This window comes from Agrobacterium sp. H141, from assembly GCF_057158725.1.
This window is the reverse complement of record NZ_CM169893.1, coordinates 865231-885216: the sequence shown is the minus strand read 5'-3', so window position 1 is coordinate 885216 and position 19986 is coordinate 865231. Positions and strand designations below refer to the sequence as shown.

Annotated in this window: 21 protein-coding genes; 12 read left to right on the top strand and 9 right to left on the bottom strand. The window is 58.4% G+C overall.

Translation table 11 applies throughout. The annotated features are described in order from the left end of the window. The first annotated feature begins 17 nt into the window (after positions 1–17). The 6 genes from ACWPM9_RS03915 to ACWPM9_RS03890 all read left to right on the top strand — a co-directional run bounded on the left by ACWPM9_RS03915 (position 18) and on the right by ACWPM9_RS03890 (position 6810). Positions 18–1496, top strand: coding sequence for an ABC transporter substrate-binding protein (locus tag ACWPM9_RS03915; RefSeq protein WP_484757591.1), 1479 nt, complete (start codon positions 18–20; stop codon positions 1494–1496). A 100-nt stretch (positions 1497–1596) separates the two neighbouring features. After that, complete coding sequence (locus ACWPM9_RS03910) at positions 1597–2547, top strand: ABC transporter permease (RefSeq protein ID WP_484756824.1); 951 nt, start codon at positions 1597–1599, stop codon at positions 2545–2547. After that, positions 2544–3395 (top strand): ABC transporter permease, encoded by an 852-nt coding sequence (locus ACWPM9_RS03905; protein ID WP_428187638.1) that lies wholly within the window; start codon positions 2544–2546, stop codon positions 3393–3395. Before ACWPM9_RS03910 ends, ACWPM9_RS03905 begins: the two co-directional genes overlap by 4 nt. After that, positions 3392–4378 (top strand): ABC transporter ATP-binding protein, encoded by a 987-nt coding sequence (locus ACWPM9_RS03900; RefSeq protein ID WP_484756823.1) that lies wholly within the window; start codon positions 3392–3394, stop codon positions 4376–4378. Before ACWPM9_RS03905 ends, ACWPM9_RS03900 begins: the two co-directional genes overlap by 4 nt. Further along, positions 4375–5358 carry an ABC transporter ATP-binding protein gene (locus tag ACWPM9_RS03895; RefSeq protein WP_484756822.1) on the top strand — a complete coding sequence of 328 codons (984 nt, stop codon included), beginning with the start codon at positions 4375–4377 and terminating at the stop codon, positions 5356–5358. Before ACWPM9_RS03900 ends, ACWPM9_RS03895 begins: the two co-directional genes overlap by 4 nt. 57 nt (positions 5359–5415) lie before the next feature. Then, positions 5416–6810 (top strand): amidase, encoded by a 1395-nt coding sequence (locus ACWPM9_RS03890; RefSeq protein ID WP_484756821.1) that lies wholly within the window; start codon positions 5416–5418, stop codon positions 6808–6810. On the opposite strand, the gene ACWPM9_RS03885 is transcribed toward ACWPM9_RS03890, so the two are convergent. The 6 genes from ACWPM9_RS03885 to ACWPM9_RS03860 form a co-directional block, all read right to left on the bottom strand. After that, positions 6807–7637 (bottom strand): heme ABC transporter ATP-binding protein, encoded by an 831-nt coding sequence (locus tag ACWPM9_RS03885; RefSeq protein ID WP_484756820.1) that lies wholly within the window; start codon positions 7635–7637, stop codon positions 6807–6809. The two genes, ACWPM9_RS03890 and ACWPM9_RS03885, sit on opposite strands and share 4 nt — an antisense overlap. Before the next feature lie 4 nt (positions 7638–7641). Then, the gene (locus tag ACWPM9_RS03880) at positions 7642–8742 is read right to left on the bottom strand and encodes a FecCD family ABC transporter permease (RefSeq protein WP_484756819.1); all 1101 of its coding nucleotides are present in this window, start codon (positions 8740–8742) and stop codon (positions 7642–7644) included. A 2-nt stretch (positions 8743–8744) separates the two neighbouring features. Then, a complete protein-coding gene (locus ACWPM9_RS03875) occupies positions 8745–9632 on the bottom strand; it encodes a heme/hemin ABC transporter substrate-binding protein (RefSeq protein WP_484756818.1) in 888 nt (295 codons plus the stop codon). Between the two features lie 11 nt (positions 9633–9643). Then, a complete protein-coding gene (locus tag ACWPM9_RS03870; protein WP_484756817.1) occupies positions 9644–10693 on the bottom strand; it encodes a hemin-degrading factor in 1050 nt (349 codons plus the stop codon). A 12-nt stretch (positions 10694–10705) separates the two neighbouring features. Continuing rightward, positions 10706–10915, bottom strand: coding sequence for a hemin uptake protein HemP (gene hemP / locus ACWPM9_RS03865; protein ID WP_428187630.1), 210 nt, complete (start codon positions 10913–10915; stop codon positions 10706–10708). A gap of 173 nt (positions 10916–11088) precedes the next feature. Further along, entirely contained in the window at positions 11089–11913 is an 825-nt protein-coding gene (locus ACWPM9_RS03860; protein WP_428187629.1) for an alpha/beta hydrolase, read from the bottom strand. Between the two features lie 285 nt (positions 11914–12198). Between ACWPM9_RS03860 and ACWPM9_RS03855 the strand changes: the two genes are divergently transcribed. The 5 genes from ACWPM9_RS03855 to ACWPM9_RS03835 are packed head-to-tail and all read left to right on the top strand — an operon-like array spanning position 12199 to position 16681. Continuing rightward, positions 12199–13335: an ABC transporter substrate-binding protein gene (locus ACWPM9_RS03855; protein WP_484756816.1), complete on the top strand. Its 1137-nt coding sequence runs from the start codon at positions 12199–12201 to the stop codon at positions 13333–13335. A 13-nt stretch (positions 13336–13348) separates the two neighbouring features. Further along, the gene (locus ACWPM9_RS03850; RefSeq protein WP_484756815.1) at positions 13349–14263 is read left to right on the top strand and encodes a branched-chain amino acid ABC transporter permease; all 915 of its coding nucleotides are present in this window, start codon (positions 13349–13351) and stop codon (positions 14261–14263) included. Between the two features lie 18 nt (positions 14264–14281). Then, positions 14282–15256 (top strand): branched-chain amino acid ABC transporter permease, encoded by a 975-nt coding sequence (locus ACWPM9_RS03845; RefSeq protein ID WP_484757590.1) that lies wholly within the window; start codon positions 14282–14284, stop codon positions 15254–15256. Then, positions 15249–15998, top strand: coding sequence for an ABC transporter ATP-binding protein (locus ACWPM9_RS03840; RefSeq protein WP_484756814.1), 750 nt, complete (start codon positions 15249–15251; stop codon positions 15996–15998). The genes ACWPM9_RS03845 and ACWPM9_RS03840 overlap by 8 nt, the downstream gene beginning before the upstream one ends. Continuing rightward, positions 15998–16681, top strand: a complete 684-nt coding sequence (locus tag ACWPM9_RS03835; protein WP_484756813.1) for an ABC transporter ATP-binding protein — start codon at positions 15998–16000, stop codon at positions 16679–16681. The genes ACWPM9_RS03840 and ACWPM9_RS03835 overlap by 1 nt, the downstream gene beginning before the upstream one ends. Positions 16682–16684: 3 nt before the next feature. Here the strand turns inward: ACWPM9_RS03835 and ACWPM9_RS03830 are convergent, their stop codons facing one another. After that, the gene (locus tag ACWPM9_RS03830) at positions 16685–17173 is read right to left on the bottom strand and encodes a MarR family winged helix-turn-helix transcriptional regulator (RefSeq protein ID WP_484757589.1); all 489 of its coding nucleotides are present in this window, start codon (positions 17171–17173) and stop codon (positions 16685–16687) included. 221 nt (positions 17174–17394) lie between these two features. Here ACWPM9_RS03830 and ACWPM9_RS03825 point away from each other — a divergent pair, with 221 nt between their 5' ends. Continuing rightward, positions 17395–18438, top strand: a complete 1044-nt coding sequence (locus tag ACWPM9_RS03825; protein WP_484756812.1) for a PAS domain-containing sensor histidine kinase — start codon at positions 17395–17397, stop codon at positions 18436–18438. A gap of 44 nt (positions 18439–18482) precedes the next feature. Here ACWPM9_RS03825 and ACWPM9_RS03820 read toward each other — a convergent pair whose 3' ends face one another. Both ACWPM9_RS03820 and ACWPM9_RS03815 read right to left on the bottom strand, forming a co-directional pair. Continuing rightward, positions 18483–18962, bottom strand: coding sequence for a response regulator (locus tag ACWPM9_RS03820; protein ID WP_484756811.1), 480 nt, complete (start codon positions 18960–18962; stop codon positions 18483–18485). 38 nt (positions 18963–19000) lie between these two features. Beyond that, positions 19001–19849, bottom strand: coding sequence for a LuxR C-terminal-related transcriptional regulator (locus ACWPM9_RS03815; protein ID WP_428187622.1), 849 nt, complete (start codon positions 19847–19849; stop codon positions 19001–19003). Positions 19850–19986 lie beyond the last annotated feature (137 nt).

The window sequence follows — 19986 nt, the reverse complement described above, 5'->3', positions numbered from 1 at the left end:
AATTCCGTTTCAAGGGAATGGCCTTCGCGCTGACTGCAAGCGTTGCCACCCTGATTGGCATGCCGGCTTTCGCCGCCAATACCACGTTGACAGTCGGCATGAGTGTCGAGCCAACCGGTCTCGATCCCACAATTGCGGCCCCTGTCGCGATCGGCCAGGTGACTTGGCAGAACATCTTTGAAGGTCTGGTCACGATCAGCGAAGATGGCGCAATTCTTCCCCAGCTCGCAGAAAGTTGGGATATTTCCGAAGATGGCTTGACCTATACATTTCTGCTGCAGGATGGCGTGACCTTCCACGATGGCGAAGTCTTCGATGCCAATGTGGCCAAGGCATCCATCGACCGCGCGCGCGGCGAGAATTCCGTCAATCCGCAGAAGCGTTTCTTTTCGACCATAGAAAGTGTCGAAGCCGTCGATCCATCGACACTGGTGATCAAGCTTACCAAGCCCACCGGCAGCCTTCTCTACTGGCTCGGTTGGCCGTCATCGATCATCGTCGGCACCAAGAGCGCCGAAAATGACAAGACCAACCCGATTGGAACCGGCCCGTTCAAATTCGTCAACTGGGCCCAGGGCGACAAGGTCGAGCTGGAAGCCAACCCCGACTATTGGGACAAGGACAATCTTCCCAAGCTCGAGAAAGTAACGTTCCGCTTTATCAACGATGCCCAGGCACAAGCCGCAGCGCTGAAGTCCGGCGATGTAGACGCCTTTCCGGAGTTTGCCGCTCCCGAGCTGATGGACAGCTTCGAAGGCGATGAAAACCTCACGACAGTGATCGGCAATACCGAGTTGAAAGTCGTTGCCGGTATGAACAATACCCGCAAGCCGTTCGAAGACAAGCGCGTTCGCCAGGCACTGATGATGGCCGTGGATCGTGCAACGGTCGTGGAGGGCGCATGGTCCGGCTATGGCACGCCGATCGGCAGCCATTACACGCCAAACGATCCGGGTTATGTCGATACCACCGGCGTTTTGCCCTACGACGCGGAAAAGGCCAAGGAACTGCTGGCGGAAGCCGGCTATCCCGACGGCTTCACATTCACCATCAAGACCCCGCAAATGGCCTATGCGCCACGCTCGGCACAGGTGATGCAGGCCATGTTCGCCGAAATCGGCGTCACCATGAATATCGAGCCGACCGAGTTTCCAGCCAAATGGGTGGCCGACGTTTTCAAGGGCACGGACTACGACATGACAATCGTTGCCCATGCCGAGCCCATGGATCTCGATATCTATGCGCGTGACCCATACTACTTCAATTACAAGAACCCCGAGTTCAACGATATCCTCGACAAGATCCAGGCGACCACCGATACCGAGGAGCAGAACAAGCTCTACGGCAAGGCACAGCAGATCCTCGCCGAAGATGTGCCGGCCCTCTATCTGTTCGTGATGCCCAAACTCGGTGTCTGGAACAAGAAGATCCAGGGGCTTTGGGAAAATGAACCGATCCCGTCCAACGTTTTGAAGAACGTCTACTGGGAAGATTGATGATGCCGGTCGGCTGCCTGCATTGCGCCCGGCGGCCGACCAGCATTCGATAAGGTGAGTTCCATGTCTTCTCGACGGAAGGCATCGTAGGAAGCCAGCAATGCCCGCTCTCATTCTCCGTCGTTGCGGCAGTCTTCTGCTGACATTAGCGGCGGTCTCGGCCCTTATATTTCTGGTGATGAACGTGCTGCCGGGCGATCCCGCAGCCATCATGCTGGGTACATCCGCAAGCCCGGAAACACTGGACGCCCTTCGTCGCGAACTGGGGCTCGATCAACCCGTCGTGCTACGCTATCTGCAATGGTTGCTCGGTGTTGCGAGCGGTGACCTGGGAAAGTCCTACACCTATGGCGTTCCGGTCGCTGGCCTCATCGCCGACCGGCTGGTGGTCACGCTACCGCTTGCCGTCATGGCCGTGCTTCTGTCCATCGTCATCGCCATCCCGCTGGGCGTCATCTCCGCCAGCCGTCGCAACGGCGCCTTCGACTTCACGGCAGGTGTGTTCTCGCAACTCTTTATAGCCCTTCCCGGTTTCTGGGTTGCTCTCATCCTGATCCTGGTCTTCTCCATCTCGCTGGACTGGTTTCCCGCCGGTGGCTTCCCCGGTTGGGATCGAGGCATTTTAAATGGGCTGCGGGCGCTTTTACTTCCGGCAATTGCCCTCGCCCTTCCCCAAGCCGGCGTGCTGACGCGCGTAACGCGATCGTCTGTGCTAGAGGTCATCAACGAGGACTTCGTGCGCACCGCACGCGCCAAGGGCGTGAGCCGACGCGTGGCGCTCTGGCGACATGCCGTGCGCAACGCGCTCGTCCCGATTGTCACCATTCTCGGCCTGCAGTTTACCTTCCTGATCGCTGGCGCGATCCTGATTGAGAACGTCTTCAACCTTCCGGGTCTGGGTCGCCTTGCCTATCAGGCGCTGAACCAGCGCGACATCATCGTCATGCAGGACGTGGTGCTGTTTTTCGCAGGTCTCGTGATCATTATGAATTTCCTCGTCGACATGACCTACCTGTTGCTTGACCCGAGAATGCGGGGCCGTGGCCAATGACCGGATCAGTTCTTGCCCGCCTGCCACGCGCATTTTTGCGCAATCCGAACCTCGCCATCGGCACAACACTGATCACGCTTTTAGTGGGAGCAGCCCTGCTGTCGCTGGTGTGGACGCCTCTGTCGCCGTCGAAGATGCAGATCGTCCAGAAACTGAAGCCACCATTGGCCTTTGGCCTTCTTGGCACCGATCAGTTCGGCCGCGATCTCCTGTCCCGACTGATGGTCGGCGCATGGAATTCGCTCTCCACCTCGGCCGCGGCTGTCTTCCTGGGTGGCACAGTCGGATCCATTCTCGGCATGGCGGCTGCCGCACGACGCGGCTGGTTGGAAGCCGTCATCATGCGCATCAACGATGTTGTCTTCGCAATCCCGCCTATCCTGTCGGCCATGATGCTCGGCGCGTTGATGGGTGGTGGGCGCCTGACGGCGATCATCGCAATTGCGGTGTTCATGATCCCCGTATTTGCCCGCGTTACGGCCAGTGCGTCATCACAGATCTGGTCACGGGACTACATTCTCGCAGCGCGCGGCGCGGGCAAGGGCAAGGTGCTGATCACGGTTGAGCATGTGCTGCCGAATATCTCCAACCAGATCATCGTGCAGGCCACGATCCAGCTCGGCCTTGCCATACTCACCGAAGCAGGTCTCAGCTTCCTGGGCCTCGGCATGGCACCCCCGGCCCCCACCTGGGGGCGCATGCTGGCCGAAGCCCAAACTTATCTTGGTCCGGCCCCCTGGCTTGCCATATTGCCGGGGCTTGCCATCGCGCTGACCGTCTTCGGTTTCAACATGTTGGGCGACGGCTTGCGCGATCTGCTCGACCCCAAGGGAAAGGGCCGCGCATGACGACCCACCCCCTGCTCAGCGTCGAAGACCTCTCGGTCGGTATTCGTCTTCCGCAAGGTGGCGAACGGCGCATCCTCAACGAGGTGAGCTTCGACCTGAGATCCGGCGAAACGCTGGGCATTGTCGGCGAGAGCGGATCTGGAAAATCACTGCTGTCTCTCTCGCTCATGGGACTTCTACCGCCCGTCGGACGGACGAGCGGACGCATCATCTTTGAGGGCGAAAACCTCGCCGATGCCGATGAAGACCGTCTCTGTGAAATTCGCGGCAACCGCATCGCCATGATCTTCCAGGAACCGCTGACAGCCCTCAACCCGGCGATGACCATTGGCGACCAGATCGCCGAGGGGCTGGTTTGTCACCGCGGCGTAAGCTGGCGGGATGCCCGAATGGAGGCGATAGACCTCCTGGAGCAGGTGCGCATTCCAGACGCCAAGCAGCGTATCGAAACTTATCCGCACGAAATGTCGGGTGGCCAAAGGCAGCGTGTCGGCATCGCAATTGCTCTCGCGCTGAAGCCGTCCGTCATGATCGCTGATGAGCCGACGACTGCGCTGGACGTGACCGTTCAGGCCGAAATACTCGATATTCTTGACGATCTGGTGCGCGAATATGGCATGTCTCTCATTCTGGTGAGCCACGATCTCGGCGTCATAGCCCGTATGTGCAGCCGGACCATCGTGATGTATGCCGGCCGCATCATGGAGGAAGGTCAGACCGCAGATGTCCTGACCCGACCGCTTAATCCCTATACACGCGGCCTGATAAGCTCCGTGCCGCACCGCGCAGCCGAAGGCTGCAGGTTGCCGACCATTGCAGGCACGGTGCCAGGTTTTGCCAATCTGCCGCAAGGCTGCGTTTTTTCAGACAGATGTCCCGATGTCATCGACGCCTGCCATACGACTGAACCGGCCTGGACGCGGTTTGACGATGGCAGAGGCGTACGCTGCATACGGGCGGCAGAGGAGGCAGCAAAAACGTGACCAAGCCTCTTCTCGATATGCGCCGCCTCACCCGCGACTATACCAGTTCCACCCTGTTCGGAACGCCGCATGTCACCCGTGCGCTGGACGACTTCACGCTGACCATCAACAAGGGCGAGATCTTCGGTATCGTCGGCGAGAGCGGCTGCGGAAAATCGACACTGGCCCGTATCGTCATGGCGCTGGATCGACCAACCGCTGGCAATGTGATCTTTGACGATCAGGACCTGTTTTCGCTTCCGGAAAAAGACCTGACCGCCAAGCGTGAAGATTTTCAGATGGTATTCCAGGACCCGTTCGGCTCACTCGATCCACGCTTCCGTGTTGGTCGTACCATCGCCGAACCCATGCATGTCCTTGCTCGCCGCCCGGAAAAATCGGAAATCCGGGAACGGGTTGCCGACATGCTCGAAAGCGTCGGACTAGAAGCGGCCCATGCCGATCGCCATCCCCACGAATTTTCCGGAGGTCAGCGACAGCGCATCGCCATTGCCCGTGCTCTGATCACCGAGCCCAAGCTTGTTGTCGCGGACGAAGCCGTCTCCGCACTCGATCTGTCGGTGCAGGCACAGGTTCTCAACCTTTTGATGGATCTGCGCGAAAAGCGCGGCGTCACCTTCCTGTTCATCACGCATAACCTGGCGGTCGTCGACTGCATCGCCGATAGAGTTGGCGTGATGTATCGCGGGCGATTGGTCGAGACGGGACCGGCACAAGAGGTCTTCGAGCAGCCCCATCATCCCTATACAAAGGTACTTGCAGATGCCGAGCCAAGCATCACCCGTTTCGGTCGCCCACCGGCGAAAGCTCCGGCGACCGGAATTGCACTCAATGGACAAGGCGGCTGCGTTTTCCGGGACCGCTGTCCGCTGGCAATCGAGCGCTGCGTCGCGGAACGACCAGAGCTTCGAACCATGGACAAGGGCCGGCAGGTCGCCTGTCACAGGGCTGAAGAGATGGCACAGCGCCTATCGCCTTGATGATATTCGTTCAAACGACCTAACCCGGTTTGATCCCGCAAGACCAAGGATGCCGCAATGAGTGAATTGCTCGATTTGACGATCCCGCAGATTGTCGACCACTACCGCGCAAGGACGCTGTCTCCACTCGAATACTGGGCAGCCGTGGAAGCGCGCATCGACGCTTTCGAGCCCAAGATTGCGGCGCTGTATGCCTATGATCCGGACAGTGCCCGCGCCCAGGCTCGCGCATCGACGGAACGCTGGATAAAGGGCGAGACAAAGGGTGCGCTTGACGGTATTCCGGTCACGCTCAAGGAGCTGATTGCCACGAAAGGTCAGCCCGTACCGCTGGGCACCGCTGCAGTCGAACTGGTGCCGGCAGCCGCCGATGCGCCGATTGCCGCCAGAATGAAGGAAGATGGCGCCGTCATTTTCGCCAAGACCACGTGCCCGGATTACGGCATGTTGTCGTCCGGCCTTTCCAGCTTTCACAAGCTGAGCCGCAATCCTTGGGATACGACCCAGAATCCTGGCGGCTCCAGCGCCGGTGCTGGTGCCGCAGGCGCTGGCGGATATGGACCTTTGCATATCGGCACAGACATAGGCGGGTCCGTGCGGCTGCCCGCCGGCTGGACCGGCCTTTTCGGCTTCAAACCCAGCCACGGTCGCATTCCCGTCGATCCTTATTATGTCGGTCGTTGCGCCGGCCCCATGACCCGCACGGTAGATGACGCTGCATATGCGATGGCAACCCTGTCACGACCCGACTGGCGCGATGGAACCAGTCTTCCCGCAAATGATTTCGACTGGATGGATCACGCAATCGATATGCGTGGCAAGAAGATCGGCGTCATGCTGGATGCTGGTTGCGGACTGGCAGTCGATCCCGAAATCAGAGACGCGGTCCTCAAAGCGGCCAAGCGCTTCGAGGATGCCGGGGCGCTCGTTTTTGAAGTCGCGCCGGTCCTGACACGAGAAATGCTCGATGGTCTCGATAATTTCTGGCGTGCCAAATTCTGGGGCGACATCGCCCCCTTGAGCGAGAAACGTCGCGCCAGGATCCTGCCCTACATCTACGAATGGGCAAAGGGCGGCGCTTCGGTGTCCGGTGTCGATGCAGTCAAGGGTTTCGGCCAGACGATAGAAATGCGCAAAACCTGCGCCGAGCTCTTCGCCACGGTCGATGCGGTCTTGTCCCCCACCAATCCGATCATTTCCTATCCCGCGGACTGGGCATCACCCACGAATGATCCTCACCTGCCATTCGAACACATAGCATTCACTGTACCGTGGAACATGTCGGAACAGCCGGCGTCGTCGATCAATTGCGGCTTCTCCAAAAGCGGCATGCCGATCGGACTTCAGATCATCGGCCCGCGCTTTGGCGACATGGTTGTCCTGCAACTGTCGAAGCAGTTCGAAACCTGGACGGGCGGCATCAAGAACTGGCCGAGGCCGGCCGCTGTTTAAACGGGCATGGCAGGCATGCGACGCGCCGCCACCGCGCAAGGCAGAATAACCAGCCCGCCTGCGTTTTCGTGGCCCTGAGTGACCGCGAGCGGGCATCCGAACGCGCGTGGTGCGGCATCATCGAGAAACACATCGCGCGGATGGCCAAATGCTGCAAGCGCGCCGTGCGACATCAGGGCCACGCGGTCGCCAAAGGCTGCGGCAAGATTGAGATCATGCATCACGGCAACCACTCCCCCGCCGCGATTGGCATAGTCACGCGCGAGTTCCATCACGGCGACCTGATGGCGAATATCGAGACTGGAAATGGGCTCATCCAGATAGAGCCAGCTTGGACCAGTGGCGTTGACCGGCTCCCAGACCTGGCAAAGCACGCGGGCAAGCTGCACGCGTTGGCGCTCGCCACCTGAAAGCTCCTGATAAAAGCGCCCCCCGAAGCCGGCAAGATCGACTGCCGATAAGGCCTCGTAGATACGCTGTTCCCGTCCGCCAATGCTGGTCGGAGGATCACCGCTTGCCTGGAGACCGATGTGCACGATCTCGGAGACCGTGAAGGGGAAAGAGAGCTGCGTTTCCTGTGCCAAAACCCCGCGCCGCACTGCCATCTCGCGCGGCTTGAGTGCAGAGATATCATCTCCATTAATCCGGATGGATCCATCAAATGGCAAGTCGCCGGATAGCGCCTTCATCAAGGTCGACTTGCCCGAGCCGTTGGGACCGATAATCATCGTCACCTCGCCGGCCCGCGCCTCGAAATTCAGGCCTTTCAGGATTTCGCGCGATCCATAGCGCACAGTCAGATTGCTGGCTGTCAGTGTCACAGGCATTACCTCACATATCCAGAAGGCCGCGCCGGCGCAGCAATATCCAGAGGAAAAACGGTGCACCGATCGCGGCGGTCACGATCCCGATCGGCAGTTCTGCTGGGGTAACGATGGTGCGACTGATATTGTCGGCAAGGAGCAGAAAGCTTGCGCCGAGAAGACCGGAAGCGGGAATGAGATAGCGGTGATCCGGTCCGATCCAGAGCCTCAGCAGATGCGGAACGACGATACCGACAAAGCCGATACCGCCCGAGACAGCCACGGAAGCGCCAGTGGCAGCAGCAACGACAACGATGGCGATGTTCTTTACCATCTGAACGGAAATGCCCATATGCCGGGCTGCCGCCTCGCCGAATGCCAGAGCATTGAGACCACGAGCGAGACACAGGCTGGCGGCGAGCGCCGGGACGATGATCAATGCGGCCGCCCGCAGCTTGCCCCAGGTGGCGCCCGCAAGCGAACCGAGCCCCCAGAAAGAAAGCTCCCGCAGTTGAGTATCGTTGGCGATGTAAATCAGCACGCCGGTGATGGCCATTGCGAACGCCCCAAGCGCGATGCCGGCCAGCAGCATGGTCGCGACCGAGGTGAGCCGGTTACGGGTAGCGATGCGGTAAAGCAGAAAAGTCGACACAAGCCCGCCGCAAAACGCAGCAAGCGAGACCGCATACATGCCGGCAAAGGCGAGATATGGTGCAAGGGCGGTATTGCCGAGCACGATCACGGTAACGGCGCCCAGGCTGGCGCCGGACGATACCCCGACAATACCGGGATCCGCGAGCGGATTGCGAAACAGCCCCTGCATTACGGCACCGGATATGGCAAGCGAAGCGCCGATCATCACCCCCATGATCACCCGCGGAAAACGGATACTTTCGAGCACGAGAAAATCGGCGGCGCGGATCCCCTGGCCATCATCAAGCCCGGCATAGAAAAGCACAATGCGCCATACCGGCGCATCGAAAGCGCCGAAGAACAGAGAGAAAAACGCCGCGCTGAGGAGCCCGAGTACGAGGCAGCCGAGCACGACACGCGCTCGGCCGGCACGATCGCCCTCGCCAGCGGTTACGACGTCGCCCTTCAGCCTGGAGGCGGACACGATCTGCAACATGGTCAGTTGCCCTGGTTGTCGTCGCCGCCATAAAGCATGGCCGCGAGATCGGCCGCGGCATCTGCGGTGCGCGGACCGAAGCCCAGGAGATAGAGACCATCCATGCCTCGGATCGCGCCAGCCTTTCCGGCAGGGGTCAGCGCGATCGCCGGGTGATGGAGCACCTCTTCATCCTTGGAGTGATCGCCGCCGCCGCGCATACGCAGAATGAGATCCGGCGCCGCATCGATGACCGCCTCGTTGGAAAGCGGTTTGTAACCCTCGAAATCGCTGATGGCATTGACGCCACCGGCCAGCGTAATGATACCGTCCGCATGGGTTCCGCGCCCGGCTGCCATGATACGCCCACCGGCAGCAGACAGCACGAACAGCACCTTCTTCTTGTCTTTGACAGAGGCTGCCGCAGCCTCCGTCGCTTCCAGCTTGGCCTCAACAGTCTGCGCCAGACGCTCGCCGGCCTCCACCCGACCGAGAGCCTTTGCCGTGGCGCGGATTTTCTCGACGATTGCCGGTCGATCGATCCCGTCCGGAATTTCGACAAGCGGAATACCCGACTGCTGGATGACCGAAACCGCTTCCGGCGGGCCGTATCCCTCAAGTGCGATGATCATATCCGGATTGACCGACAGCACCCCCTCAGGCGAAAGCTGGCGAATATATCCGATATCGGGCAGTTCAGCTGCCTCGGCCGGATAGAGACTGGTACTATCACGCGCAACCAACCGATCCTGCGCGCCGAGCGCATAGGCAATTTCCGTCACCGACCCGCCAATGACAACAATACGCTGTGCCTCGTCCGATTGAGCGGAGGCCGCATGCACACTCGAAAGAGCCGACACAAGCAGCGCGGCGACAAGGGCTACCGGACGCAAAGCAGGCAAAGAAAACATCGCCATCTCCCTCAAGCAGCCTTGCGATCGCTCGCACGCGGCAGGTTCTCCATGACCTGACGCCAGCCCTGAAGCTCATCCTGGCCTTCCTTGCGCTTGCCGAAGAACTGCACGATCAACTCGCCATTGGCGTCATAGGCCTCAAGCGACGTCACGTGTCCGGTATCGGTCGGCTTGCGCACGGCCCAGACCTCACGAACCTGATCCTGACGCAGATGCAGATTGAAGCCGGGATCAAGCACGTTGAGCCAGGGCCCCATTTCGCTGATGGTCGTCACCGTTCCGGAATGGATCTGGATGCAGCCCGGATTGTTAACGAAGCACATGATGGCGAGCTGTTGTTCCGCCGATGCTGTCAACATCTCGTGGATTGAGGCCGTATCGATCTGCCAGGAAAAATCCTCGCCGACGTCTCTGAGGGCCTGCAAGCGATCGAGACGAAGCGAACGCAAGATGCCGAAGAACTGATGAGTATCCGTCATCTTGCTCCAGCGCTCGCGCAGTTCATCGACGGGAGTTTCTGAAACAAGATCCTTGACCTCCGGCTGGCGAACCTCAAGTTCGATATGCTCGGATTGATCCTCATGGGCGAAGGAGGCAACGAGCGCGCTCCACGCCCCAAGGTCCGTCGCAGGCCGGGCATGGATCTTGTGGATCGCTTCGCCGTGGCGGTCAAAGAACTGCAGGCTGCGGCGCACTGTCTCGCCGTCACGCGTCTCAACCGCAAAACCATGGACCCAGTGTCCGGGAAACATGCGCATGTCGATGGCTTCGCCCAGCATCATGGCGGCCATCTTGCCCGGCACAAAATTGTCGTAGACACCGACTTTCTCGTGAACCGCGCTCTCATTGCGCGTCAGAGCCATGACTTCACCAAGGCTCGCAAAGGCAGAGAACAGGCCGTCGAATTCCATCCGAAGACGCACGGTTCCAATGCCACACCAGGCCGCCACATATTGTGCCTCGGAGATTCCAAGCTGACTGGCGAGATCGCGCGAACGCATGCGCGGATTATCGGCCTGCGCCTGGCGAATATCAGATGGATGAATTGTCTTGTTCATGGTCCCAGCTCTTCACTTGTTCAAAATAAGCTTGCCCTGACGGGTAATTTTCAAACGGTAGAGGGCACCTTCATGAATGATGCCGACCTCCTGCTTGCCATTAAACAAGTCACGGCTATCGACGACGGGCACACTCGCAACCGACCGCGCGGTCACCGGCGAATGTCGCTCCCTCGAATGCTCGGTCGAACCCGCAATTTCAGGATTTGGTCTTCCAGTCATGTATTCGGCTATCCCTCGTCTCGCTGGGCTGGCTCTGGGCTGGCTGGGCGAGGGTCAATGTCACATCTAAATTCTTGATATGAATTATCATGTTTTAAAACGAGCGCAATACTAGACTGAAAATATCACCTTTATTTTATGAGTCCACAACCGGCGGGGCGGCAGACAAACCGTCAGGACATCAATGCAAGCGTCAGGGGATGGTCGGCATCAGTCAGGCCATCGGGAACGTTGAAGTGGTGTCGGTCAGGCTCTTCCACACAGTCCGTCATCGCTCCAAGCCCTTTCCAGATATTGGCCAGCAAAGCATTCTGCCGCAGAAATTCCGAGCGCTCTGCGCCGCCGACCCAGCAGATGATGCGCGTATTTGGCGCAGGCTCCAGGAGTGCCGGGCTTTCGCGCAACGCCTCTTGGCTGTCCAACCTGATACCCTCATTCAGATTGGTCGACAGCAATGACCGTAAATCATGGAGACCAGACAATGAGACCACCATCGAGATGCGGCTTGCAACTTCGCGAGACAGCGGCGAAGTGGAAGACACCATGCGACTGACCAGATGACCGCCTGCGGAATGCCCGATCAGACGGATCGGTCCCTCAACCATACCAGCCACCATCTCGATCGCCTTGCCAACTTCAAGCGTAATACCGCTTACGCTATTTTCAGGGCAAAGCGTGTAGGAGGGGATGGCCACAGCATATCCATGCGCCAGAGGACCCGCAGCCAGATGCGACCAGAAACTCCGGTCGAGCCGGACCCAGAAGCCGCCATGGACGAACACAACAAGTCCTTTTGGCTTTCCCGCAGGCATGAAAAGGTCCAGCCTGTTTCGCTCTCTATCCCCATAGACAATATCCAGTTTTGCCCGCCCAGCCGCATTCATTTCCTCGCGAAAGGCCTTGGCTGGCTCAACCCAAAGTCCCGGCCACCTGTCTCCGCCCGGAATATTCGGTCCATTGGCATAAGCATCCGACCAGTCGTCAATACGGTGAAGCATGGTTCCTCCAGACTGAGATATTACCGAGTGGCGACGACACGAAAGCCGGCCATTGTTGGAGCCAAATTCGTGCTGCAGTTCATCCCTGTCAACGTCTCTGCGTGCCCGGCAACCCTCTAGCGCCTACATTTGAAGAAAATCCGGCAAATCAAAGGAACCTGTTTACCCTCCTCGGCTTGACGCGGATCGTTTTGGCGTTGGAGATTGGATTGAACGTATTGGTAAGAACCGTCGCTGCCGCTAGTGTGCGCGGCAACCGGACCAGAAAAAAGAGAAGAGGGAACCATGAAAACATTCGTTTCTGCCGCCGCCCTGGCCTTGAGCCTCGGCATTGCCGGCACAGCCGCGGCTGAGCCCGTCAAGATCGGCATGATCACCACGCTGTCGGGCGGAGGCGCCGGTCTTGGCGTCGACACCCGCGACGGCTTCATGCTGGCCATCAAGAATGCCGGCAACAAGGACGTTTCGGTCGTCATCGAGGATGACGGTCAAAAGCCGGAAATGGCCGTTCAACTCGCCGACAAGATGATCCAACAGGACAATGTCGATATCCTCACGGGCATCGTCTGGTCAAACCTGTTGATGGCCGTCCAGCCGGGCGTCGTCGCGCAGGGCAAATTCTATATCTCCACAAACGCGGCACCCGCTCCGCTCGCGGGTGCCGGTTGCAGCCCGCTCTATTTCAACGCGGCCTACCAGAATGACAATCTTCACGAGGCCATGGGGCAATATGCCAACCAGGACCACAAGAAGATGTTCATCCTGGCGCCGAACTATCCGGCCGGCAAGGATTCGCTGACTGGCTTCAAACGCTACTTCAAGGGTGAAATCGCCTCTGAAATCTACACGAAGCTGGGCCAGACCGATTATGCCGCCGAGATTGCGCAGATCCGTGCGTCGGGTGCCGATGGTGTGTTCATGTTCCTGCCGGGCGGCATGGGCATCGCCTTCATGAAGCAGTATTCCCAGTCGGGCATCGACATCCCGGTCATGGGCCCGGGCTTCTCGTTCAGCCAGGACGTTCTGGGCGCCATGGGCGACGCAGCGCTCGGCACGAAAAATTCCGGCCAGTGGTCTCATGACCTCGACAACGAAGCCAACAAGAAATTCGTCGAAGGCTTCCAGGCCGAATATGATCGCCTGCCGTCGATCTATGCCTTGCAGGGTTACGACGCAGCGCAGTTGATCCTGTCGGCAGCGGCCAAGGCCGATGTTAAAGACACAGATGCCTTCCGCGCCGAACTGTTGAAGGCAGACTTTGCCTCTCCGCGTGGCAAGTTCAAGTTCAACACCAACCAGCACCCGATCCAGGACATCTATGTCCGCGAGGTGGTCAAGGAAGGTGACGTCATCACCAACAAGATCATTGGCACCGCCTTTACCGACCATGGCGATGCCTATGCTCAAGACTGCAAGATGTAAGTAAGGACTGCTTGTGACCGCTGCACTTGCGATCGAGCAACTGCTCAACGGCCTTCAGCTGGGTGTCATGCTCTTCCTGATGGCCGCTGGCCTGACCCTTATCTTCGGCGTCATGGGCCTGATCAATCTGGCCCATGGCTCCCTCTATATGGTGGGCGCTTTCGCCTGTGCTGCGGTCGCAGCCGCCACCGGCTCCTTCTGGCTGGGGCTAGCGGCAAGCCTGATCGCAGCCGCTGCAGCCGGCGCGATCGTCGAAGTGCTGGTGATCCGGCGCCTCTATGACCGCGACCATCTCGATCAGGTGTTGGCCACCTTCGCCCTGATCCTGATCTTTTCGGAAGGTACCCGCTGGATCTTCGGCTCTTTCCCGCTCTACCTGAACATACCCGCAGCACTTCAAGGGGCGGTTTCTCTTCCAGGCGACGTGCATTATCCGCTCTATCGGCTGGCCGTCATCGTCGTCGGCGCTCTCGTGGCACTTGGTCTTGCGCTGCTGATTGGGCGAACCCGACTCGGCATCCGCATACGCGCCGGAGAAAATGACCGTGAAATGATTGGTGCTCTGGGGGTCGACATACAGACGCTCTATACGGTCGTGTTTGCGCTGGGGGCCGCCCTTGCTGGCCTTGCCGGCGCCATGGTCGGAGCCTTGCAGTCGGTGCAGGTCGGCATGGGCGAACCGGTGCTGATCCTCGCCTTCGTCGTCGTCGTCATCGGTGGCATCGGATCGATCAAGGGTGCCTTTTTCGCAGCGCTGCTGGTGGGCGTGGTCGATACCATGGGGCGTGTGCTGCTGCCGCAGATGTTATCTCTGTTTCTCGTGCCATCCGCTGCCGGCACCGTCGGTGGCTCCATCTCCTCCATGCTCATCTACATCATGATGGCATTCATTCTCGCATTCAGGCCCCGTGGCCTGTTCACTGCATAGGCCGCCATCAACATGACCATGCTGACCCGCGAGAACATCGTCAACGCAGCCATTGCCCTTGGGCTTCTGGCTGCCGCCTTTGCCGCACAGGCTGCCGGGCAGATTTTCTACATCACGCTTGCAACCCGGATCGTGATCCTGGCATTGGCTGCCGTCGGCCTCAATCTGGCGCTCGGCCTCGGTGGACTGGTCTCCTTCGGCCACGCCCTGTTCTTCGGAATTGGCGGATATGCCGCTGGCATTCTGGCAGCGCACGGCTTTTCCGCCGAGCCGCTGCTGCTTGGAATTCCAGGCACCACGCAGATGCCGATCATCTGGATGACTGCGGCAATCGCCTGCGGGGTAATTGGTGTGGCAGTCGGTGCCATCAGCCTGCGCACCAGCGGCGTCTACTTCATCATGATCACGCTGGCCTTCGCACAGATGGTCTACTATTTCGCCGTCTCCTGGCCGGCCTATGGCGGCGAGGACGGATTGTCCATCGTGCTGCGCAACAAGTTCCCCGGCACCAACACCATGGTACCGATGAACTTCTTCCTCATTGCCTATTGCACCATGCTTGTGGGTATCCTGATCGTCGCAGTTATTCGCCGCTCCCGCTTTGGCACCGCACTCGAGGTTACGCGGCAGAACGAAACACGCGCGGCAGCCGTCGGCATTGCGCCCTTCCCGATCAAGCTGGTCGCCTTCGCCATCTCCGGCATGATCACCGGCATTGCCGGCGCGCTTTATGCCGATCTCAACCGCTTTGTCAGTCCCTCCATGATGTCATGGCACATGTCGGGTGAACTGATCGTGCTGATCATTCTGGGCGGCACCGGTCGCCTGTTCGGTCCGGTAGCAGGTGCCGCACTTTACGTTCTGATCGAGCACAATCTCGGTGAAGTGACCGAACGTTGGCAATTCTTCCTTGGGCTTATCCTGCTCGGCACCGTTCTCTTTGCCCGTGGCGGCGTGATGGGCCTTCTGGCCGGAAAGGCGCGTCATGGCTGATCCCGTGCTCGAAATCTCAGGCCTGGTGAAGAACTTTGGCGCGCTGCGCGCCACCGACCATGTCAGCATAGACCTGAAACCCGGCGAGATCCACGCGCTGATTGGCCCAAATGGCGCCGGCAAATCGACGCTCATTCATCAGATCTGCGGCACAATTCACCCAGACCAGGGTTCAATCCGGCTTGAGGGATACGATATCACGTCCCTTGGTGTTGCCGCGCGTGCGCGCAGGGGCCTCGGTCGCACATTCCAGATCTCCTCGATTGCACCTGAATTTTCCGCACTACGCAATGTCATGCTGGCCGTACAGTCACGTCAGGGTTCAAGTTTCCGCTTCATAAAACCGGTCATCAGCGACAAATCGCTGACTGAACCGGCCATGGCAATTCTGGAACGAGTGGGCTTGGCGTCGCGCGCAACCCTTCCCTCGTCCGAACTTTCGCATGGAGAAAGACGAAAGCTTGAGATGGCTATTGCACTCGCATTGGGCTCCAAAGTCTTCCTGCTGGATGAGCCGATGGCGGGCATGGGACCGGAAGGCTCCAGGGCATTGACCGTCTTCCTTGATGAACTGCGCCACGAGACTCCGATTCTTCTGGTCGAGCATGACATGGATGCGGTCTTTGCACTCGCCGACCGCATATCCGTGCTTGTCTACGGCAAAATTATTGCAACCGGCACTGTTGATGAGATACGCAGCGACCCAGCAGTGCGTGCCGCCTACCTGGGAGAACATGCCTGATGCTCTTGCAGGTGGAAGACATCAAGACTTTCTATGGTAGCAGCCAGGCGCTTTTCGGCGTTGATCTTTCCATTGCCGAAGGTGACGTCGTGGCGCTGATGGGCCGCAATGGCATGGGCAAGACCACCACCATCAGATCGATTTGCAATCTGACACCACCCAAAAGCGGCTCCATTATGTTTGGCGGACAGCCCACAGCGCGCCAGCCCGCCTTCAAGGTCGCGCAACGTGGCCTTGGACTTGTACCGGAAGGCAGGCGGTGTTTCGGATCTTTGACCGTTTACGAAAACCTGACAGCCGCTGCTCGTCCCGGACACTGGACGATTGAGAGGGTCAACGACCTCTTTCCAAGGCTCGCCGAGCGTCGAAATCAGCAAGCACGGACCCTGTCGGGCGGCGAGCAGCAGATGCTGGCAGTCGGTCGCGCACTGATGACCAATCCGAGACTTCTGATCCTGGATGAAGCAACGGAAGGCTTGGCTCCGGTGATCCGCGACGATATATGGCGGGCGATCCGTGCATTGAAGACGGACGGACTCTCGATCCTGCTCGTCGACAAGACGTTATCGGAATTGCTACCGGTCGCCGATCGCTGTGTGATCCTGGAAAACGGTCGTTCCGTCTGGGCCGGCAAGCCAGTCGAAATCGACACCGACATCAAGGATCGCTATCTGGGTGTGTGATGTCTAGCCTTCTTCCGGACCGGAGAGATGCGTACGGGCAGACTGCTTCAGCGTGTCGGCATCTTCCAGCAGCGTGCGGATCGTGGAGGGATCGACGTCACCCATCAGATCCCGGATCCAGCCTTCATGGGCATCCGCCATGCGGCCAAAAAACGCGCGACCCTCATCTGTCAGGCGCACGACTGTGACACGTCGATCCGTACCCGATGTCACTCGCCTGATCAGTCCGTCTGTTTCAAGACGTTCCACAAGGCCGGTGACATTGCCGTTGGTAACCATCGTTCGCTTCGACAATTCACCGAGTCTCAAACCATCAGGTTCTCGATAGAGCTGTGCCAGTAGATCGAACTGGGGCAGCGTTGCGCCGAATTCCGAGCGAAGACGGCGGCGGAGCTCCTGCGAAATCAGCTTGGTCGTAGCCAGAAGCTTCAGCCAGAGCCTGAGCTCCTGTTTGCCTTCCTGCACCTCGCCCCCAATGAATTCCAAATCCATGGTCATGATTCACATTACCTGCACATTGGCGACGCTAGCTATGAACAAATTATTTCAAACATAAACCAATGACCAAGCCACTGGCATTCAGGGCTCGGATCTATCTAGACAACCATTAGAGACTTGAAATGTGACCTGCCGCCTGATCATCTGCGAGAGACAGTAGCCCAAAGCAGTACGCGTAAAGGGCAAGCTTTACAGGGGGACTGGGGGGTAATGCGATGAAACAGTCATTCGGTGAATTCGGTCAATGGCATGCCGACCTCAGCGCCGGGCATTTTGTTTTCATGTCGGTGTATGGTCGCCACGCGGATGCGGAACAGCGCACCCAGGACGCCCTGATGGAGAGTATGCCCCCGGAAGACAGGCTGGCATTTTCGGAATTTTGCCAGCAACTGACTGCGGCTCCTGAAAAACGTCAGGCCATCGAATTTCGCGTTCGCGATGACAACGGCCAGTGGCGCTGGTTTGAGATGCAGGGCACCAGCGCGGCAGACGCGAGTGGCACACCCATGGCCGGAGGCATCTTTTCCGACTGTTCTGAACGAAAGCAGGTGGTCGAACGGCAGGCCGATGCAGTCCGCCGCATGCAACAATTCATGTCCGCGACATCCCATGACATACAGGGGCCGCTCCGTCTGATGTCAATGTTTGCGTCCATTCTGGCATCAGATCTCGGTGCCACCGCAACCCCGCAGCAAAAGGAAATGCTGGACGCGATAGAGAAGAAAGGAGCAGAGCTGAAAACGCGCGTGCAGACAGTGATGGGGTTTTCGGCGAAGACCAAAACACCCAAACGCGATACCGTAAGCCTCGACGCCGTGGTCGAGCGCGCAATACGTGAAATGTCGGCAGATATCGAAATAGCTCAAGGCGCCGTAGAAGCACATTCGCTACCGAAGGCAATAGGTGACGAGGAATTACTCATCTTCGTTTTTGTCAACCTGATCGAAAACGCTCTGCTGCATCGAGGTGATGCACCGCCCAAGATCATTGTGAAAGGTGAACGGAGCCAGGGCGGCATCAAGGTACATGTCAAGGATGATGGACCGGGCATTGCGCCGGACGACACGCAACGTGTCTTCGATCCCTACTGGAGCCGCCCGTCAGGTGGGCGGCCACGCCGCCCTGGACTGGGTCTCACCCTTTGCAAGACAATCCTGCTGGCACTTGATGGAGATATCGAGGTCGCCAAGACCGATGATGCCGGAACCGTCATGACAGTGTCCCTGCCCGGCACGAACATGGTTTCGCCCGGCGAGTGATCACCGCCCGCCTTGCAGCCGCTAAAAACGGCCAAGCCGAGCGTTCAGGACGAAAGACCATTTTCCGTCACCGACACACCGCTTTCCTGGTACCAATCATCCGGAAGTTTCTTGTTCACATACTCACCTATGATATGGCGAATGGCGTGGTAATCGAGCTCATCCTTGCCGATGCGAAAATCGACACCGTATTGCGGAAACTGCTGAAAATACGCGTCCGAGATGTCTGCAGAGATCACGCCGATCGGACCGGTATAGCCCGCGCGCCGCAATTGCGGCACCGTTTCGCGAAAATCATTGTTGGGAAAGAGACGGTTGTCGACCAGAATCATCTGATAATCGCCAGCCCTGACCTTGAGGACTGCTTCAGCGATAGTGGCCGCATAATCGACGCCGAGCTTGAATTCGGGCGTCGATGCCAGCTTCAATTCCAGTACCTTGAATTCCAGCAGCTCGTCATCGACAAGAAGAATGGTGATTGGCGACGCGGATGAGACTGCCTTGCTCGATAATTCCAACTTCAACTCTATTCTCCCTTTTCCATTGAAGCGTCCTGTCCTCTTTAAGAAACGATACCCTTCTTGATCGCGATGGCGATCATGTGGGTGCGATTGACGGCATTCAATTTTCTGGCTGATGCCGTTATATGCGAGATGACCGTATGCTCGGAAAGCCCGAGGATGATGGCGATTTCCGCCGACGTCTTGCCTTCGCTCGTCCACCGAACGACTTCGGTTTCACGCGCGGTGAGGGTCGGCGATGTCTCTGAAGTGATGATCTTGTCGTAGTACTTGTTGAAAACGCGGAGGCTGTCGAGCAGGATTTCTGCAGTCTCACGCTTCAACGGCAATGCGCGCTCTCCACCGAGCAGCAGGCAATACCTCTTTCCATCCGGTGCATAGAGCGGAACAAACATGAAGTCCCGGCTCTCTTTTCCCCAACCCGCCGGCCCACGTCGATCGAAGAAATTGGCTTGCAGCTTATGGAAAAATGGAGTGCTCAATCGATGAATGAGTTGCAGCAAATCTCCTGGAGCGCTCGTCATCGCCAGCGCAGCGGCAGCATGTTGGCTTTCGGGCAAGTTTGTGAGCAGGAAGTCGCTATGTGCCCTCAGACCCTGATGATGTTGTGTGTGCCTGAATACCAGGAAGAGATCGAATCCATAAGCGCGGGTCACTGACTTGAACAAGCGGAAGAAGTCGGTGCGATTGATCGCACGCTCCATCTCCGGTCCTTCATGCAGACTAACGTCAAGCAGTTGTTGCATACCATTCTGTCCTGTTTCGTCTTTCAACGCACCACCGTCAAGAATTTCTAACTCTATTCGAATAGCACCGCGGTTCGATGCTATGTCCGTATCCCTAGAACTTGGGATTTCGATCATGTGCACAGTCAGGTAGAACTGGATCATCGAATTCAAGAAGCGCATGCAAGAACAGACAAATTCAGAACATTACGGTTAGAATCTGAGTTTCGAAGTCCGGCACGAGAAACGAGCGCAATCACGAAAACGACGAACAAAGGCTTGCTCACCTGCGGGTGATCAAA

Coding starts and splice junctions, on each gene's coding strand:
- ACWPM9_RS03880 (WP_484756819.1), bottom strand. CDS start 8,742: ATGTTGCAGATCGTGTCCGCCTCCAGGCTGAAGGGCGACGTCGTAACC.
- ACWPM9_RS03835 (WP_484756813.1), top strand. CDS start 15,998: ATGCTCTTGCAGGTGGAAGACATCAAGACTTTCTATGGTAGCAGCCAG.
- hemP (WP_428187630.1), bottom strand. CDS start 10,915: ATGACTGGAAGACCAAATCCTGAAATTGCGGGTTCGACCGAGCATTCG.
- ACWPM9_RS03905 (WP_428187638.1), top strand. CDS start 2,544: ATGACCGGATCAGTTCTTGCCCGCCTGCCACGCGCATTTTTGCGCAAT.
- ACWPM9_RS03910 (WP_484756824.1), top strand. CDS start 1,597: ATGCCCGCTCTCATTCTCCGTCGTTGCGGCAGTCTTCTGCTGACATTA.
- ACWPM9_RS03900 (WP_484756823.1), top strand. CDS start 3,392: ATGACGACCCACCCCCTGCTCAGCGTCGAAGACCTCTCGGTCGGTATT.
- ACWPM9_RS03870 (WP_484756817.1), bottom strand. CDS start 10,693: ATGAACAAGACAATTCATCCATCTGATATTCGCCAGGCGCAGGCCGAT.
- ACWPM9_RS03845 (WP_484757590.1), top strand. CDS start 14,282: ATGCTGACCCGCGAGAACATCGTCAACGCAGCCATTGCCCTTGGGCTT.
- ACWPM9_RS03890 (WP_484756821.1), top strand. CDS start 5,416: ATGAGTGAATTGCTCGATTTGACGATCCCGCAGATTGTCGACCACTAC.
- ACWPM9_RS03875 (WP_484756818.1), bottom strand. CDS start 9,632: ATGTTTTCTTTGCCTGCTTTGCGTCCGGTAGCCCTTGTCGCCGCGCTG.
- ACWPM9_RS03815 (WP_428187622.1), bottom strand. CDS start 19,849: ATGATCCAGTTCTACCTGACTGTGCACATGATCGAAATCCCAAGTTCT.
- ACWPM9_RS03825 (WP_484756812.1), top strand. CDS start 17,395: ATGAAACAGTCATTCGGTGAATTCGGTCAATGGCATGCCGACCTCAGC.
- ACWPM9_RS03840 (WP_484756814.1), top strand. CDS start 15,249: ATGGCTGATCCCGTGCTCGAAATCTCAGGCCTGGTGAAGAACTTTGGC.
- ACWPM9_RS03855 (WP_484756816.1), top strand. CDS start 12,199: ATGAAAACATTCGTTTCTGCCGCCGCCCTGGCCTTGAGCCTCGGCATT.
- ACWPM9_RS03830 (WP_484757589.1), bottom strand. CDS start 17,173: ATGGATTTGGAATTCATTGGGGGCGAGGTGCAGGAAGGCAAACAGGAG.
- ACWPM9_RS03915 (WP_484757591.1), top strand. CDS start 18: ATGGCCTTCGCGCTGACTGCAAGCGTTGCCACCCTGATTGGCATGCCG.
- ACWPM9_RS03860 (WP_428187629.1), bottom strand. CDS start 11,913: ATGCTTCACCGTATTGACGACTGGTCGGATGCTTATGCCAATGGACCG.
- ACWPM9_RS03885 (WP_484756820.1), bottom strand. CDS start 7,637: ATGCCTGTGACACTGACAGCCAGCAATCTGACTGTGCGCTATGGATCG.